This window comes from Picosynechococcus sp. PCC 73109 (genome assembly GCF_001521855.1).
Classification (GTDB): domain Bacteria; phylum Cyanobacteriota; class Cyanobacteriia; order Cyanobacteriales; family MRBY01; genus MRBY01.
On sequence record NZ_CP013998.1, the window covers coordinates 754,067 to 768,595 of the forward strand.

At 49.1% G+C, this 14,529-nt stretch carries 12 protein-coding genes; 5 read left to right on the plus strand and 7 right to left on the minus strand.

Annotated elements, in window-relative coordinates; all coding sequences use genetic code 11:
• Positions 1–81 precede the first annotated feature (81 nt).
• Together dnaK and grpE are read right to left on the minus strand one after the other, a co-directional pair.
• Positions 82–2,037, minus strand: coding sequence for a molecular chaperone DnaK (gene dnaK / locus AWQ23_RS03625; RefSeq protein WP_030005934.1), 1,956 nt, complete (start codon positions 2,035–2,037; stop codon positions 82–84).
• A 116-nt stretch (positions 2,038–2,153) separates the two neighbouring features.
• Positions 2,154–2,903 (minus strand): nucleotide exchange factor GrpE, encoded by a 750-nt coding sequence (gene grpE / locus AWQ23_RS03630; protein ID WP_062432630.1) that lies wholly within the window; start codon positions 2,901–2,903, stop codon positions 2,154–2,156.
• A 409-nt stretch (positions 2,904–3,312) separates the two neighbouring features.
• Here grpE and AWQ23_RS03635 point away from each other — a divergent pair, with 409 nt between their 5' ends.
• From AWQ23_RS03635 to AWQ23_RS03650, 4 genes are all read left to right on the plus strand, one after another.
• Complete coding sequence (locus AWQ23_RS03635; protein ID WP_062432634.1) at positions 3,313–5,334, plus strand: GspE/PulE family protein; 2,022 nt, start codon at positions 3,313–3,315, stop codon at positions 5,332–5,334.
• Positions 5,335–5,454: 120 nt separating this feature from the next.
• A complete protein-coding gene (locus tag AWQ23_RS03640; protein ID WP_012306326.1) occupies positions 5,455–6,561 on the plus strand; it encodes a type IV pilus twitching motility protein PilT in 1,107 nt (368 codons plus the stop codon).
• Positions 6,562–6,627: 66 nt separating this feature from the next.
• Positions 6,628–7,866, plus strand: a complete 1,239-nt coding sequence (locus AWQ23_RS03645) for a type II secretion system F family protein (protein WP_062432637.1) — start codon at positions 6,628–6,630, stop codon at positions 7,864–7,866.
• A gap of 10 nt (positions 7,867–7,876) precedes the next feature.
• On the plus strand, positions 7,877–8,434 hold the full coding sequence (locus tag AWQ23_RS03650) for a hypothetical protein (protein WP_062432640.1): 558 nt from the start codon (positions 7,877–7,879) through the stop codon (positions 8,432–8,434).
• Here AWQ23_RS03650 and AWQ23_RS03655 read toward each other — a convergent pair.
• Both AWQ23_RS03655 and AWQ23_RS03660 read right to left on the minus strand, forming a co-directional pair.
• Complete coding sequence (locus tag AWQ23_RS03655) at positions 8,431–9,507, minus strand: glycosyl transferase (protein WP_062432656.1); 1,077 nt, start codon at positions 9,505–9,507, stop codon at positions 8,431–8,433. The two genes, AWQ23_RS03650 and AWQ23_RS03655, sit on opposite strands and share 4 nt — an antisense overlap.
• A gap of 27 nt (positions 9,508–9,534) precedes the next feature.
• Positions 9,535–10,698, minus strand: a complete 1,164-nt coding sequence (locus AWQ23_RS03660; protein ID WP_062432673.1) for a class I SAM-dependent methyltransferase — start codon at positions 10,696–10,698, stop codon at positions 9,535–9,537.
• Positions 10,699–10,767: 69 nt separating this feature from the next.
• Here AWQ23_RS03660 and AWQ23_RS03665 point away from each other — a divergent pair, with 69 nt between their 5' ends.
• Positions 10,768–11,694, plus strand: a complete 927-nt coding sequence (locus AWQ23_RS03665) for a homogentisate phytyltransferase (RefSeq protein ID WP_062436488.1) — start codon at positions 10,768–10,770, stop codon at positions 11,692–11,694.
• Here the strand turns inward: AWQ23_RS03665 and AWQ23_RS03670 are convergent.
• The 3 genes from AWQ23_RS03670 to AWQ23_RS03680 all read right to left on the minus strand — a co-directional run bounded on the left by AWQ23_RS03670 (position 11,691) and on the right by AWQ23_RS03680 (position 14,478).
• The gene (locus AWQ23_RS03670) at positions 11,691–12,467 is read right to left on the minus strand and encodes an alpha/beta fold hydrolase (protein WP_062432679.1); all 777 of its coding nucleotides are present in this window, start codon (positions 12,465–12,467) and stop codon (positions 11,691–11,693) included. The genes AWQ23_RS03665 and AWQ23_RS03670 overlap by 4 nt on opposite strands.
• An 83-nt stretch (positions 12,468–12,550) precedes the next feature.
• A complete protein-coding gene (locus tag AWQ23_RS03675; RefSeq protein ID WP_062432682.1) occupies positions 12,551–13,573 on the minus strand; it encodes an ATP-binding cassette domain-containing protein in 1,023 nt (340 codons plus the stop codon).
• Positions 13,574–13,635: 62 nt separating this feature from the next.
• A complete protein-coding gene (locus AWQ23_RS03680; RefSeq protein ID WP_062432685.1) occupies positions 13,636–14,478 on the minus strand; it encodes an inositol monophosphatase family protein in 843 nt (280 codons plus the stop codon).
• Between the last annotated feature and the right edge of the window lie 51 nt (positions 14,479–14,529).

Consider the following 14,529-nt stretch of genomic DNA (forward strand, 5'->3'; position numbering starts at 1 on the left):
TCTTAACTTGAACTGGGAAAACCTGAAAAGTGTTATGGGGAATAGATGTGTTATCTGGGTCAAGGTTTAGCCATAACCCAATCAATCAATGGTTTCATAATCCCCAGTAATATTGCCTTCGCCATTTTCAATGACAACACCAGCTTCGGTGGGAAATTCAATTAAATCATCGTCGGCAGTGGTTGGCACAGGGGTCACTGAGATGGGGCGATAGATCGGTGTATCGCCTTCGCGGTCATAGAGTTTTGAGCCAATGGCCAGGAGTGCGGTCTTAAAGTCTTCGAGTAGACGGCGAATTTCTGCGGTCGAGAAGGAACGGTCGGTAAAGGATTGTTCTAAAACAGCGCGTTTTTGGATTAGTTGGGTTTTAACTTCATTGGTTAACAATTCGCTATTTTCTCGCAGGGTGGCATCAAGGCTGTAGAAGAGGCTGTCGGCTTGGTTTTGGAGGTCAACTACTTGGAGACGTTGGCGGTCTTGTTCGGCGTATTTTGCGGCTTCGGCGCGCATTGCTTCGATTTCAGCGGGGTCAAGGCCACCGGTATTGGTGATTTTAATGCCCTGTTCTTTGCCGGTACCGCGATCCTGGGCGGACACCTGCAAAATGCCGTTGACATCGATTTCGAAGCTAACTTCAATTTGAGGTAAGCCCCGGGGAGCAGGGGGAATCCCTGTGAGCAGAAATTTTCCTAGACTTTTATTGTCTTTTGCGAGGGCCCGCTCACCTTGCAGAACATGGATTTCTACAGAGGTTTGGCCGTCGGTGGCGGTGGAAAAAACTTGGGAATTGTTGGTTGGCAGGGTGGTGTTACGGTCAATGATTTTGGTAAAGACTTCGCCGAGGGTTTCGATGCCGAGGGAAATGGGGGTGACATCAAGGAGGAGAACGTCTTTCACTTCACCATTGAGGACCCCGGCTTGGATTGCGGCCCCAATGGCGATCGCCTCGTCAGGATTTACAGAACGATCAATTTGTTTGCCATGGAAAAAACCTTGAATCGCCTGTTGGACTGCGGGGATGCGCGTGGAACCCCCCACCAAAATAATCCGATCAATATTATCAACAGTTAATTCTGCATCTTTTAATGCTTGTTCTACGGGGCGGAGGGTCGCCTCAATGTAATCTTTGGCTAATTCCTCAAACTTCGAGCGACTCAAATCAATTTCAAAGTGCTTAGGGCCAGTGTCATCAGCCGTGATAAACGGCAAATTAATGGATGTCGTAATGGTACTAGACAACTCAATCTTGGCCTTTTCTGCCGCTTCCCGGAGCCGTTGGAGGGCCATCTTATCGCTACTTAGATCAATGCCTTCGAGTTGCTGAAACCGTTCAACCATCCATTCCACAATGGCGTTATCGAAATCATCACCACCCAGTTGATTGTTTCCAGAGGTCGCCTTGACCTCAAACACTCCGTCTCCCAACTGCAGGATGGAAACATCGAAGGTGCCACCCCCAAGGTCAAATACGAGGATAAATTGTTCTTGGTCTTGTTTGTCTAGGCCATAGGCAAGGGCCGCAGCGGTCGGTTCATTAATAATTCGCAGCACTTCAAGACCGGCGATTGTTCCGGCATCTTTGGTGGCTTGACGTTGGGCATCGGTAAAGTAGGCTGGCACGGTGATGACCGCTTGAAAAACTTCCTCCCCTAAAAACGCCTCTGCATCGGCCTTGAGCTTTTGGAGCACCATTGCTGAAATTTCTTGGGGCGTAAAAACCTGTTTCCGCACCGCGACATCAACGGTATCGTCCTTTCCTTTAACACATTTGTAAGGAACCCGACGGCGTTCTTGTTCCGTATCATCCCAGCGACGGCCAATGAACCGCTTGATACTATAGACTGTGTTTTCGGCATTGGTTACGCTCTGGCGTTTTGCCAATTGACCCACGAGGCGAATATCGCTCTTGCCAAAACCGACAATACTTGGCGTAGTCCGTGCCCCTTCTGCGTTGGTAATGACAAGGGGATTACCGCCCTCAAGGACAGAAACACAGCTGTTGGTAGTGCCAAGATCGATGCCAATTACTTTGCCCATGGTTCGCGGCCGAAAGACGATAAGGATTTTTTCAATACTACTGAAGATTTTGTCTGGGGCCAGGAACTACAACAGTTTATGTCTACAGGCCCCATCGCAAAAATTGGGTTTAACCCTTAACTTTCACTGGTGCTGGTTTCACCGCTGGGGGGTTCCTCGGGCGCGGCGGCAACCTTAACCATGGCATGGCGCAACACCATGTCCCCTAAAAGATAGCCACGCACGACCTGCTCAATCACAGTGCCTTCTGGGTGCTCACTGGTGGGTTCTTGGAAGATCGCCTCGTGGAAATTGGGATCAAATTCTTCTCCCTCTGGACGCATGGCAGAGACACCAATTTTTTTCAATCCATCGACAAGTTGTTTATAGACCCCTTGATAGCTTTTGTGGATTGTCATTTCGCCATCGGTGGAGGGCTTGATCTGCAATCTGGCCCGCTCAAAGTTGTCAACGGCGCCCAAGATTTCATTGACGGTATTGCACTTGATTCGCAATTCCATTTCTTCTTTTTCTTTGCTGGTGCGCTTGCGGAAATTTTCAAAATCGGCGGCGATCCGCATATATTGGCTTTTGAAATTTTCGGTTTGTTGACTTTGGGTACTGAGCTGTTGGCGCAGGGTACTGACCTCCTGCTGGAGAGCGGCAATGACAGCTTCTAGTTCGGCACCATCGAGGGGCGTGTCATCGACCTCCTGGTCAGGGGATTGATCTGCGGTATCGGTGTTTGTTTCTCCTTGAGCCTCGATCGTTGTGGCATCCTCCCCAAGGTTAGACTCGATGGTTGTCTCGGGGGCCTCGTCGGAAACAGACTCGGGCGTGCTTCCTGGATCAATTGGGCTATCAAGATTTTTCGCGTCTTCTACCATGGTTGCTTGAACTAGTTGTTTTAGGATTGGCTATTGGGTTATATCGATGTTTTTAGTCGTTTCTATCCTAGTAGTGATGGTGGGCGATCGCCTAACCTAGAGTAAAAACATCAAATATAGGTCTTTTAACATTACCAAATGTAACATTGTCCCCTATGGATCCCGTCTTTCCCAGGTAAAAAGAATAAAACTTCAAGCAACCGCTATATTAGGAAGAAACAACCCTGGCATCGTAACCGACACAGACAGTTGCCATTATTAAGCCCCGACCGATCCCCTTGATCCCAAAAAGCAGATTCTTTCTGCTACATTCAGCATTGAACTACGAATCATCATATTGCCCACAACTATCCCGCTTTTCTTTTTTGCTTAGTCTGCCGTCATTTGCCAATGCTGTCTGGTTTTTCCTATGACCCACTCTTCCCTTCCCAAACGGACAAGAGCCCTTGCCCTCCGCAATGATTTCTCTCCTTTCGGCAACAAGCTCATTCAACAGGGAGTTGTAGACCATCAACAGATGGAAAAAGCCCTCGTTGAAACCCGGCGTAGTGGACGCCCCCTCACGGCCATTGTCGAAGAACTAACCGGGAAAGCCCTGTCCCCTGAGCTAGTCCGACAGTACAAAAAGCATCATCTCTTTGAACTGAAGATCCTCTACGGTCTCAATTCCATTGACCCAGAAGTTCAAAAAATTGACATCGATCAGATGGGCGAGTTGATCAATTCCTTCGTGCCCGTAGAATTATGTCGCCGCCATCGTCTCCTCCCGATCCGGCGGGTTCAAGATGAAGTGATTGTGGCGATGGTAGAGCCCGATAACCTAGCCGCCCAAGATGATTTAAACCGTCTTTTTCGCCTGCAAAATCTGACGTTACGGCGCATCGTGATCACAGAAGATGACTATCGTCAGGTTCTAGATGGCTATTTAGAACAGCAAGTCCAGATTCAAATCCAACAGCAGGAACAAGCAGCCAAGGCCGCCGAAGCAGCGGAACTGAGAAAAGCAGTTGATATCGAAGATCTTGATCTCGGTGTAGCCGGGGAATTAGACGAGCAGGAAGAAGAAAGCGCCGACCTGATGAATGAAAATCAGGCTAGCTCTGCTCCGGTGATCAAACTCGTCAATAAAGTGCTGCTCAAAGCCCTCCAGGAAGGGGCCTCAGATATTCACATCGAACCCCAAGAAAATGATCTGCGGATTCGTTTCCGTAAAGATGGGGTTTTGCAATATGCTTTTGATCCGCTGCCCAAACGGATTGTGCCAGCAGTGACGGCCCGGTTCAAAATTATGGCGGACCTAGACATTGCCGAACGTCGTTCGCCTCAGGATGGTCGGATTCGGCGGGTGTTTAAGGGGCGCAAGGTGGACTTTCGGGTCAATAGCCTACCCAGTCGCTACGGCGAAAAAATTGTTTTACGGATTCTCGATAATTCTTCAACCCAGTTGGGCTTGGATTTGTTAATTACCAACCAAGATATTCTGGGGCAGGTGCGGGAAATGGCCCAGCGGCCATTTGGTCTAATTTTGGTGACGGGGCCAACAGGCTCAGGAAAATCAACAACTTTGTATTCAATTCTGGCGGAGCGCAACGAGCCAGGCATCAACATCAGTACCGCAGAAGACCCCATTGAATATACTTTGCCGGGCATTACCCAGGTGCAGGTCATCCGGGAGAAGGGGATGGATTTTGCCTCAATTTTGCGGGCATTTTTGCGGCAGGATCCAGATGTCATTCTTGTGGGGGAAACCCGGGATAAGGAAACGGCAAAAACAGCCATTGAGGCGGCTTTAACGGGGCACTTGGTACTAACGACTCTCCACACCAATGATGCTCCAGGGGCGATCGCCCGTCTAGATGAGATGGGAGTTGAACCCTTTATGATTTCCGGGTCACTCCTGGGAGTTCTGGCCCAGCGCTTGATGCGACGGGTTTGTGGGGAATGCCGCATCCCCTATCAGCCCACAGTGGAAGAGCTGGCACGCTACGGCCTTTCCAGTAATGATCGCCATCCTTTAACGGTGTACCGGGCCAATACCCTGACGCCAGAGCAAATCCAAATGGCCAAAGAAGCCGGCAGTCTCTGTCCTAAATGTGGCGGCGGCGGCTACAAAGGCCGGGTGGGGGTCTATGAGTTTATGCAAAATAGCGAAGAAATTGAACGGTTGATTAATACCGGGGCCACCACGGACATGATCAAAGAAGTGGCAGTGCAAGAGGGCATGTTGAGTATCTTGGCCTACAGTTTGGAGTTGGTCAAAGAAGGCCATACGACCTTTGAGGAAGTAGACCGTGTTACCTTTACGGACTCTGGTCTTGAGGCAGAACTAAAGGCGAAACGAAAAACGGGCCTGGTTTGTGACACCTGTAATGCTGAGTTGCAGCCGGATTGGCTAGATTGTCCCTACTGTATGACGCCCCGCTTTAGTTAAGACTCTTCACTCTCTGTTCCCTGGCGATCGCCTTTTGGGCAGAATAATGGCAGCGACAATCTTTCACTCCAACTTTTTTCTTTTCCTATCGCAGGCGATCGCCCAAGGAGTAACAAGCTAATGGATTACATGATCGAAGACCTCATGGAGCAACTCGTAGAAATGGGCGGCTCCGATATGCACATCCAGGCCGGTGCCCCCGTTTATTTCCGAGTCAGTGGGAAACTTGGCCCCATTAATGACGAGCCCCTCTCCGCCCAAGATGCCCAAAAGCTCATCTTCAGTATGCTCAACAACACCCAACGCAAAGACCTAGAACAAAATTGGGAACTAGACTGTTCCTATGGTGTGAAAGGACTCGCGCGCTTCCGGGTCAATGTCTACAAAGAACGGGGCTGTTATGCTGCTTGCCTGCGGGCCCTGTCTTCTAAAATTCCCAACTTTGATCAACTCGGTTTACCCGATATTGTGCGGGAAATGGCCGAACGCCCCCGGGGCTTAGTCCTCGTTACGGGCCAAACGGGTTCCGGGAAAACCACCACCATGGCTGCGATGTTGGACTTAATCAACCGCACCCGTGCCGAACATATCCTCACCGTCGAAGACCCCATTGAATACGTTTTCCCAAACCACAAAAGCCTCTTCCACCAACGGCAAAAGGGAGAAGACACCAAAAGCTTTGCCAATGCGCTCCGGGCCGCGCTCCGGGAAGATCCAGACATCATCCTCGTCGGGGAAATGCGAGACCTCGAAACTATCTCCTTGGCTATCTCCGCCGCTGAAACCGGGCACCTCGTCTTCGGGACGCTCCACACCAACTCCGCCGCCAGCACCATCGACCGGATGTTAGACGTGTTCCCGCCGATCCAACAGCCCCAAATTCGGGCGATGCTCTCCAACTCTCTCTTGGCTGTTTTTAGTCAATGTCTAGTGAAAAAAGCGAATCCGAAACCCGGTGAATTCGGGCGCTCTATGGCCCAAGAAATTATGGTTGTCACCCCGGCGATCGCCAACCTGATTCGTGAAGGAAAAAGCGCCCAGGTTTACTCAGCGATCCAAACGGGCATGAAACTCGGCATGCAAACTATGGAGCAAGCCCTGGCGGGTTTAGTGGCCACAGGCACCGTTACCTTTGAAGAAGCCCTGTCGAAGAGTGGTAAACCCGATGAACTACAACGACTCGTTGGGGGAGCCTTGGGGGCTAGTCCAACCGCAAAACGTCGCTAAATAAATATTGTCAGTTAAGCTGGCAAAAGACACCCTTTATTCCATTTTTCCCAGTGAACGAAAGCCATGGCACAGTATGTCGCACAAGTCGTTGATCGCAACGGTCAAAAGCTAAAAGAAAAAATCGAAGCCAATTCCCCCGAACAAGCCCGCACCATGCTAGCGACGCGCTATCCAGAAGTGGGCAAGATCATGAAGCCGGGGGAAATCGATCTCTCGTTTTTAGAAGAAGCCCTCGCAAAAGTTTCCATCAAAGATAAAGCCGTATTTTCGCGACAATTTGCGGTGATGATCAATGCTGGGGTGGCGATCGTTCGTTGTCTAAGCATCTTGGGAGAAAACCACTCCAACATCAAGATGCGTAAAGCCCTCACTGCCATCAAGGCCGAAGTTCAGCAGGGGGTGAATCTTTCCGACGCGATGCGGCCCCACGAAGAATGCTTCGATACCCTGTATGTCAGCATGGTAGAAGCCGGTGAAATTGGTGGGGTGCTCGATGAAGTCCTGAACCGTTTGGCGAAGGTACTCGAAGACATGGCCAAACTGGAAAACCAAATCAAATCAGCTATGACCTACCCAATGGCCGTGGCATTTTTGGCGGTGGCGGTGTTCTTTGGGATGACCGTCTTTTTGATTCCGGTTTTTGCCGATATTTTTGAAAGTATTGGCACAGAACTGCCGGCTTTAACGATCATCATGATGGGGATCAGTAACTTTCTGCGAACCAACGAAGGGTTATTGCCAATGCCTTTTGGGAATGTGCTCCTGATGATTATTGGTGCCAATATTCTCTTTTTTGCGATCCGCCGCTACTACAACACCGAAATGGGGCGGTGGCAAATTGATTCTTTGTTACTCAAGTTGCCTCTGTTTGGGGATTTGCTCCGGAAAAATGCGGTGGCTCGGTTCTGTCGGATCTTCGGGACATTAACCCGGTCTGGGGTACCGATCCTCAATTCCTTTGATATTGTCGGAGCAACAGCGGGGAATGTGGTCATTGCCAAGGCGATTAATGATGCCAAGTCTGAAATTCAAGAGGGGGGGATGTTAAGTGTTGCCCTCGATCGCGACCGGGTTTTTCCGATCCTTGCGATTCAAATGATGACCATTGGTGAGGAAACAGGGGAATTAGATAGCATGATGATGAAGGTGGCAGATTTCTACGAAGATGAAGTAGAGCAGACGGTGAAGGCACTGACCAGTATTCTAGAACCAGCGATGATGGTGATTATTGCGGCGATGGTTGGTGTTATTTTGCTATCGATGTATCTGCCGATGTTTAAGGTATTTGAAGATTTGGGTTAGAGAGCAAACGATGACCGGACAGCAAAGTCAGTATGAAACGCTTTTAGCGGCCTACAGTGATCGACAAACGGCGATCGCCTTACTGAAGCAACATCGCCCTTACCTTTCTTTGGTGCCCAGTGTCCGGCGTCCTGAGGGGAGTTTAATTGTGATGCCGCTGCCGGTGATGCGCCACCTCAGCAGAAATGAACAGCGCTCCACTCCAAAAACCTTGATTTTGCCTTGTGATCTGGCGATTTTAACCTGTGATCCGGAGTGGCAAATTAAGCTAGATGCCGAAATTATGGTGTTTATCCATCGGCCTGGGGAAACTTTTTCGGAGCTATTGCTGCGCTGGCGTCATACCCAGGTTTACCTTGATCAAGATTACGAGTGGTTAATGCCAGAGTCGGAGGCCCACATGATCAGTAATCTTCCGGCCCAAATTCACCCTCTGTTTGTGGTGTTCCCGACAACCCCTGAGCACATTATTAAGGGACTTACGGGGGCGCACCTCCCCTTTGTCCTGGGGGAATCACCGTTTCCTGAACCGGAGTCTATACCTGAGGTTTTTGTTACGGGAAATTAATGGCTGAGAAATTCGGCAATGGCTTGGGCGATCGCCTTTGTGCCCGTCTTATCGATGGGTTGATTGTCTTGGGGCGGTTGGGGTGATTCCCGAAGAAAATCCCAATCACCCTGGGCAAATTGCTCTGGATCTAAAATTTGGTGGTGGCCATATTGTTGGAGGTTTTTAATTAAAATTGGCCCTTCGGCAAAATCATCCCTAGGCAAGGTCACAACGGGAAGATCGAGGCGCAGGGCTTCGGCGTAGGTACTAAAGCCCGGTTTGGAAATAATGCGATCGCACAGGGGCATGAAGTCAACGGGGCGGTATTGGGTCTCTGTAATTTTGCGGAGATTTGCTAAATCGGGGGCGTTCCGGTCGAAGCTAATAAATTGATAATCAGGAAATTGCGCCAAGGCTTCATAGGGCATTCCTGCAAAACCGAGGCCGCCAAAACTGAGAAGAATAGTTTTTTCCTTGGGATGAGTTAATTGAAATTTTTCCCGCAGGGCTGCCAGATCATATTGCGGATCGCCACCCGTCAGTCCCACATCGGTAACGTTTGCAAAATTCCCCATGGGTTCGTGCAGCGGTAAACGAAACAGGCGATCACCTTCACGATAAAGCTCTGTAATCCAATCGGCTTCGGGAATAAATTCTCCACCCCAAGCACGGTAAATAAAATCCCAACCAAAATTCCCCATACACCAACAGGGAATATCCGCACCATGGGCAATGGGAATCGCCAGGGGCGGCAAATCAGCTAAAACCAATTGGGCACGATTTAACCGTAAAAAGTCCACTTCACTCGCAATAATCCGGGGCGATCGCCGACGAATTTCCCGCAATTTCTCTAGGGTCGCGCCATAGTCCATGGAAAAACTGTCCGCCTGAATAACTCCCACATCCAAGCGTTTTGGCCGTTGAATAAAATCTCCCTTTACATAGCTTCTGATCAGCCAATGGGGGGCCGTCGTCACAAAAATCAGCAATACATCGGGCAGTAATTTCTGTACCTGGGCCGCCACCGAAGCCACCCGCACCACATGGCCAAACCCATGACTCGTAATCGCCAAATACAAAACAGGACGCATAGAACCTTCCGCAATCGTTGAAAACTATTAGACCATGGGGGGCTGGGTTAAACCTTTTAGGGAAGTCTGAAGCTGATCATCCGTGAGATTTTTTCCCTGAACCAAGACATAAAAGCCCCCCAAACCCATGGGATCGATCAACTGATGGAGGGCATCTCGGCGGCGAAAGAGGGTCATCACATCGGTGGGGTTTTGGGATAAAGCATTGAGGCGATCGCCTAACCCTAAAGCCATCAAAAAAAGTCCCTGTTGCGTTAAACCTAAAGTTGCTAATCCTAGGGATTCGCCATGGTTTTGGAGGCTGGTAAAATCCACATGGGCTGTTAGATCCTGTTCGCCTAAATTGGTGTAGGGATTATCGTGGCGACGGTGCTGAAAATAACATTGCAAAGTGCCCTGAGACCGTTGGGGATGATAATATTTTGCCGCTGGATGGCCATAGTCAATGGTGAGAATATAGCCGGTTTTTAGTTTGGTCTGTAGCTGCTCTAACCAACTCAGCATCCCTAGATTAACTTCTGTGCGATAACCATCAGGATAATTAGAGAAATCAATATTTAAGTGATCAAAATAAGCTTGAATCTCTGGTGTAGATAGAGAATCATTCACTTCTTCCAATGCATTTTGAGCAGGATTATATTGAACGTAAACCTCCTGAAGTTTCCCGGTATTCACTGTGACCAAATGTACCGGAAAGGCATCAAGCAATTCATTAGAAATAAAACAGCCTTGGATACTATTTTCAAGTAACTCTGACCAATCGCACCATTGAATTTTGCAATAGGAAAACCCTGCTAATTTTTCCTGTTGTTGCTGGCGGAGAGCCGGGGATTTTTCAATAATGTAATATTCAATTTCTTCAAGTTCTTTTGGATAATGCTGCTGGAGGTAAAACAAAATATCCTTCGCCAAGTCGCCCTTGCCTGCTCCCATTTCGACGATCTGAAACGGCGATCGCCCCAAAATTTGTTTCATTTGGAGCAACTGTTCTGCCAATAATTCCCCAAAGTCTGGGCCGAGGGATGTGGCCGTGAAGAAATCCCCCTGGGCACCGATCGCCACCTTCCCACTACTGTAGTAACCTACCGTGGGGTGATAGAGCGCCAATTCCATAAACTCAGCAAAGGTGAGGCGCTGGTGCGGTGCGGTCTGGAGTTTTTCCTGGAGGATCGCCAAAAGGGGAGAAGCCATGGACAAGTCCGTTAAAATGATGTGCGATTAGTGTATGCTGCCGCCTTTTTGAGGTGCAACCTTTTACCTGTGAAGTCTTCTATTTCTCCCACTGCCCCGCGACCGTCATTTCTTGCTTCCCTATGGCAATTTTCCCGGCCCCATACGATTATCGGCACGAGTCTGAGTGTTTGGGCTTTGGCGCTGTTGGCGGTGACCCCTGAAACATTTTCCTGGGGCTATGGTCAGTCGGTGCTTGGTGCTTGGCTCGCTTGTCTGGCGGGCAATGTCTTTATTGTCGGCCTCAATCAACTGACGGACATTGACATTGACAAAATTAATAAACCCCATTTACCAGTGGCGGCGGGACATTTTTCTCGAAAAACAGGTTGGGGTATTGTCTGGTTTTGCGGAGCTTTAGCGCTGATTTTGAGTGCTTTTAGTGGCCTGTGGCTTGGGGTGACGGTGTGGGGGAGCTTGGCCATCGGGACAATGTATTCTCTGCCCCCAGTGCGCCTGAAACGGTTTCCCCTACTCGCAGCGATGTGTATTTTTACGGTGCGGGGTGTGGTGGTGAACCTTGGCCTTTTTGCCCATTTTCAGACGATGTTACAGAACCCAGTGGTGATTACGCCGATGGTATGGCTGTTGACGGGGTTTATTATTGTGTTTACGGTAGCGATCGCCATTTTTAAAGACGTACCGGATCTAGAGGGCGATCGCCAATATCAAATCACAACCTTTACAATTTTATTGGGTAAAAAACGAATTTTTCAGCTTTCGTTGGGGATTATTTTTGCCTGTTACGCCGGTATGATTGTCGGTGAAATAATGATGACCACCAGTTTGAATCAACTGCTATTTATTGGGTGTCACATTATCCTGGGTGCTCTGCTGTGGTGGCGTAGTCGTCAGATTGATCTTGCGTCGAAAAAATCCATTGCCAGCTTTTATCAATTTATTTGGAAACTCTTCTTTCTGGAATATCTTTTGTTTCCCCTCGCCCATTGGCTTTAGGTTTGCTGTTGGTTAAGCCAGTTTTTGATTAAGGCGATCGCCTCTATTTTGTCTTGGACTTTAACCATTTGTGATTGGGGAATTTTTTTGGCAAACAATAGCGCTTGGTGGGAGCCTTGATCGGCTGAAACAATTAACGTAGGTGCAGTTAGCTGAGACAATTCAGAGTTTAGATATTCTGCCTGAATTTCGCTGGGATGCCGCTGAAACAAAAGTCGTCGACTGGCCGGAGATTTAAGCAACTGTTGTCGATAGTTGAGCAGTTTTTGAATCTTTTGACCGAGGCCAATTAGCTTACCTAGGGGATAAAGTAATTTAAGTCCCCAAGGCAAAATTGGAATTGGTAATAGCAAGCATTTTTCAAGGAAATAACCAGCATTATTGGGTGCTTCAAAACCAATCGGGGAAAGCAAAATTAAGCCTTGAATTTTTTCGGGATTGTTCAGGGCATAACGGGTAGCAACCCAAGCTCCAAGGGCATCTCCCACAAAATATATTTTCTTCAGATTTAATTGGCTAAAAAATTCCGCTAAAATTTCACTCTGCCATTGAATAGACTGGGACGAAACTGCTGGATCAGAATCCCCAAACCCCAACAAATCCGGCGCAAAGCATTGATGATCTCGCCCTAAATTTTCAAAAAAATCTAACCACTGACTACTGTCGCTATATTCCCGGTGAATAAAGGCGATCGCCTTTCCCTGTCCTGTTTCCCGCCAAAAAATCTGGCCTTGATTTAAACGTAGGCGTCCATTCCGAACAACACATCCCATAAATATTTTTTGATAATCTTTAGCGAGGGTTTTTGAGCGATCAACTTTTGCGTGGACAAATTCTCCAGAAACGATGGATGGGTTTAACCTTTCATTTGTTGCTTTTTCTCTTTTTTGAGATCCCGCTTGCTGGCCGCTTCGATTTCGGCATCCATGAGGGTCTTACCCGTAGCCGCGAGATAAACGTCATCCAAACTAGGTCGCGCTTGACTCAAGCTAAAAATGGGCAGTCCAGCCGCTTGAATGCTTTGCTCAATGGTGCTCAGGTGATTACCCTGGCGACTTACCACCAGATTCAAAGAATTCCCTTGGGAGCCATTAATAATCACGCTCTCAACAAAATCCAAAGCCGACACCACTTCTTTCGCTTTTTCGGCATTCTGGGCAGAGGTAAATTCTTCGATGCGTAACGTAATGCGATCGCCACCCACCTTATCCTTGAGTTCGTTGGGGGTACCATTGGCAATGACTTGGCCCTGATCAATAATCGCGACACTATCGGCGAGGGCATCAATTTCTTCGAGATAATGGCTAGTGATAATCACTGTCGTGCCTGCCGCCCGCAGTTGCCGCAGAAAATCCCAAACTGCGACGCGGCTTTCGATATCGAGGCCCACCGTCGGCTCGTCTAGAACCAACACATCCGGTTGATGGAGCAGACCTGCCGCCAAATCTAAGCGTTTTCGCAAACCACCGGAATAGGTGCCTGTTTTCTGGTCAGCGTAATCGTTTAAACCTAGGGCATTCAGGAGTTGTTCCACCCGTTGGGGAATAAAGCTTTTCGGGAGATGGTAGAGGGCCGCCTGTAAATTTAGCAGTTCCCGCCCGGTGAGAATTTTGTCGATCGCCACTTCCTGGGCCACATAGCCGAGCCGTTGTCGCACTGCTTTCGGTTGGGTCAGGGCAGAAATACCGCAGACTTCGATCTGGCCTCCGTCCGGTTGGGCGAGGGTACAGAGACAGCGAATCGTCGTCGTTTTGCCTGCACCGTTCGGCCCCAACAGCCCAAATATTTTTCCCTGTTCCACCGTGAAGGAAACATCCTTTACCGCTTGGGTGGTGCCGTAGCTTTTCTGGAGGTGGTCAATGGCAACCGCAACAGTCATGGTCGGGGGAGTCCTCGCAATGGTTCGTCAAAATGCTCAGTTGTGTATTGTATCGAAGTTCTTTACAATCCGTACTTTTCGCAGACTTGATCGCCGATAAATTGTACCCAGGGTTTGAAGACGGGAATCAGTTCTGCCCGACTCGCCGTTAAACAAGGGAAAGGGCGATCGCCATAATTTTGGCCTACCTTTAAAGGAAACATCGGGTTCGGTTCAAGGGATTCAATGGCCCCCCCAGCGGCCTGGATAATCGCCCATACCGCCGCAATATCCCAAATTTTTGAAGTGGCTTCCACACCCCCCAGGGCCGCTCCCGAAGCCACGATTAAGACGTTATAGCTGGCAACCCCCATCAAGCGGATCTTACAGGGAAAATTCGGTTGGGCTGCCACTGCCGTACTGCGGGCACAGAGGTTAAATATATGGTTTAGGCTCGGTTCATCGTCGCTGGTCTGGAGGGGTTCGCCATTACAAAACGCCCCCGTCGGCCCCGTTAAACCGGAGTCCCCGTACCAATAGCCATGGAAGGATTGGCGTAACCAAGGGAAATGCACATAACCAAAAACGGGGGTGCCTTTGTAGAGTAGCCCCAGAGAAATGCCCCAGATCGGAATGCCCCGCGTAAAATTCGTTGTGCCGTCAATGGGATCAATCACCCAACACCAATCGTTATCAGGCAAAATATGCGTTTTTTCTTCGCTGAGAATGCCATGGTCAGGAAAGGTTTTGGCGATCGCCTGACAAATTTCTCGATCAGACCACCGATCCGCTTCCGTCACCAAGCTACCATCAGCCTTACGAACTGCCGTGAGCTTCCCAAATTTTTCCGTTAATTCTGCGCCAATCCGGTGACTTGTGTCCGCCGCAAAGGTCAAAATGTCCGTCCAAAATAATGCATCAACCATCGGTGCGCTAGATCCAGAAACTTTATCCCAGTCCAAAAAAGGCGATCGCCA

Bases quoted from the DNA above. Each gene is read 5' to 3' on its own strand.
- AWQ23_RS03680 (WP_062432685.1), bottom strand. From the start codon at position 14,478: ATGGTTGATGCATTATTTTGGACGGACATTTTGACCTTTGCGGCGGAC.
- grpE (WP_062432630.1), bottom strand. From the start codon at position 2,903: ATGGTAGAAGACGCGAAAAATCTTGATAGCCCAATTGATCCAGGAAGC.
- AWQ23_RS03655 (WP_062432656.1), bottom strand. From the start codon at position 9,507: ATGCGTCCTGTTTTGTATTTGGCGATTACGAGTCATGGGTTTGGCCAT.
- AWQ23_RS03660 (WP_062432673.1), bottom strand. From the start codon at position 10,698: ATGGCTTCTCCCCTTTTGGCGATCCTCCAGGAAAAACTCCAGACCGCA.
- AWQ23_RS03635 (WP_062432634.1), top strand. From the start codon at position 3,313: ATGACCCACTCTTCCCTTCCCAAACGGACAAGAGCCCTTGCCCTCCGC.
- dnaK (WP_030005934.1), bottom strand. From the start codon at position 2,037: ATGGGCAAAGTAATTGGCATCGATCTTGGCACTACCAACAGCTGTGTT.
- AWQ23_RS03650 (WP_062432640.1), top strand. From the start codon at position 7,877: ATGACCGGACAGCAAAGTCAGTATGAAACGCTTTTAGCGGCCTACAGT.
- AWQ23_RS03675 (WP_062432682.1), bottom strand. From the start codon at position 13,573: ATGACTGTTGCGGTTGCCATTGACCACCTCCAGAAAAGCTACGGCACC.
- AWQ23_RS03645 (WP_062432637.1), top strand. From the start codon at position 6,628: ATGGCACAGTATGTCGCACAAGTCGTTGATCGCAACGGTCAAAAGCTA.
- AWQ23_RS03640 (WP_012306326.1), top strand. From the start codon at position 5,455: ATGGATTACATGATCGAAGACCTCATGGAGCAACTCGTAGAAATGGGC.
- AWQ23_RS03670 (WP_062432679.1), bottom strand. From the start codon at position 12,467: ATGGGATGTGTTGTTCGGAATGGACGCCTACGTTTAAATCAAGGCCAG.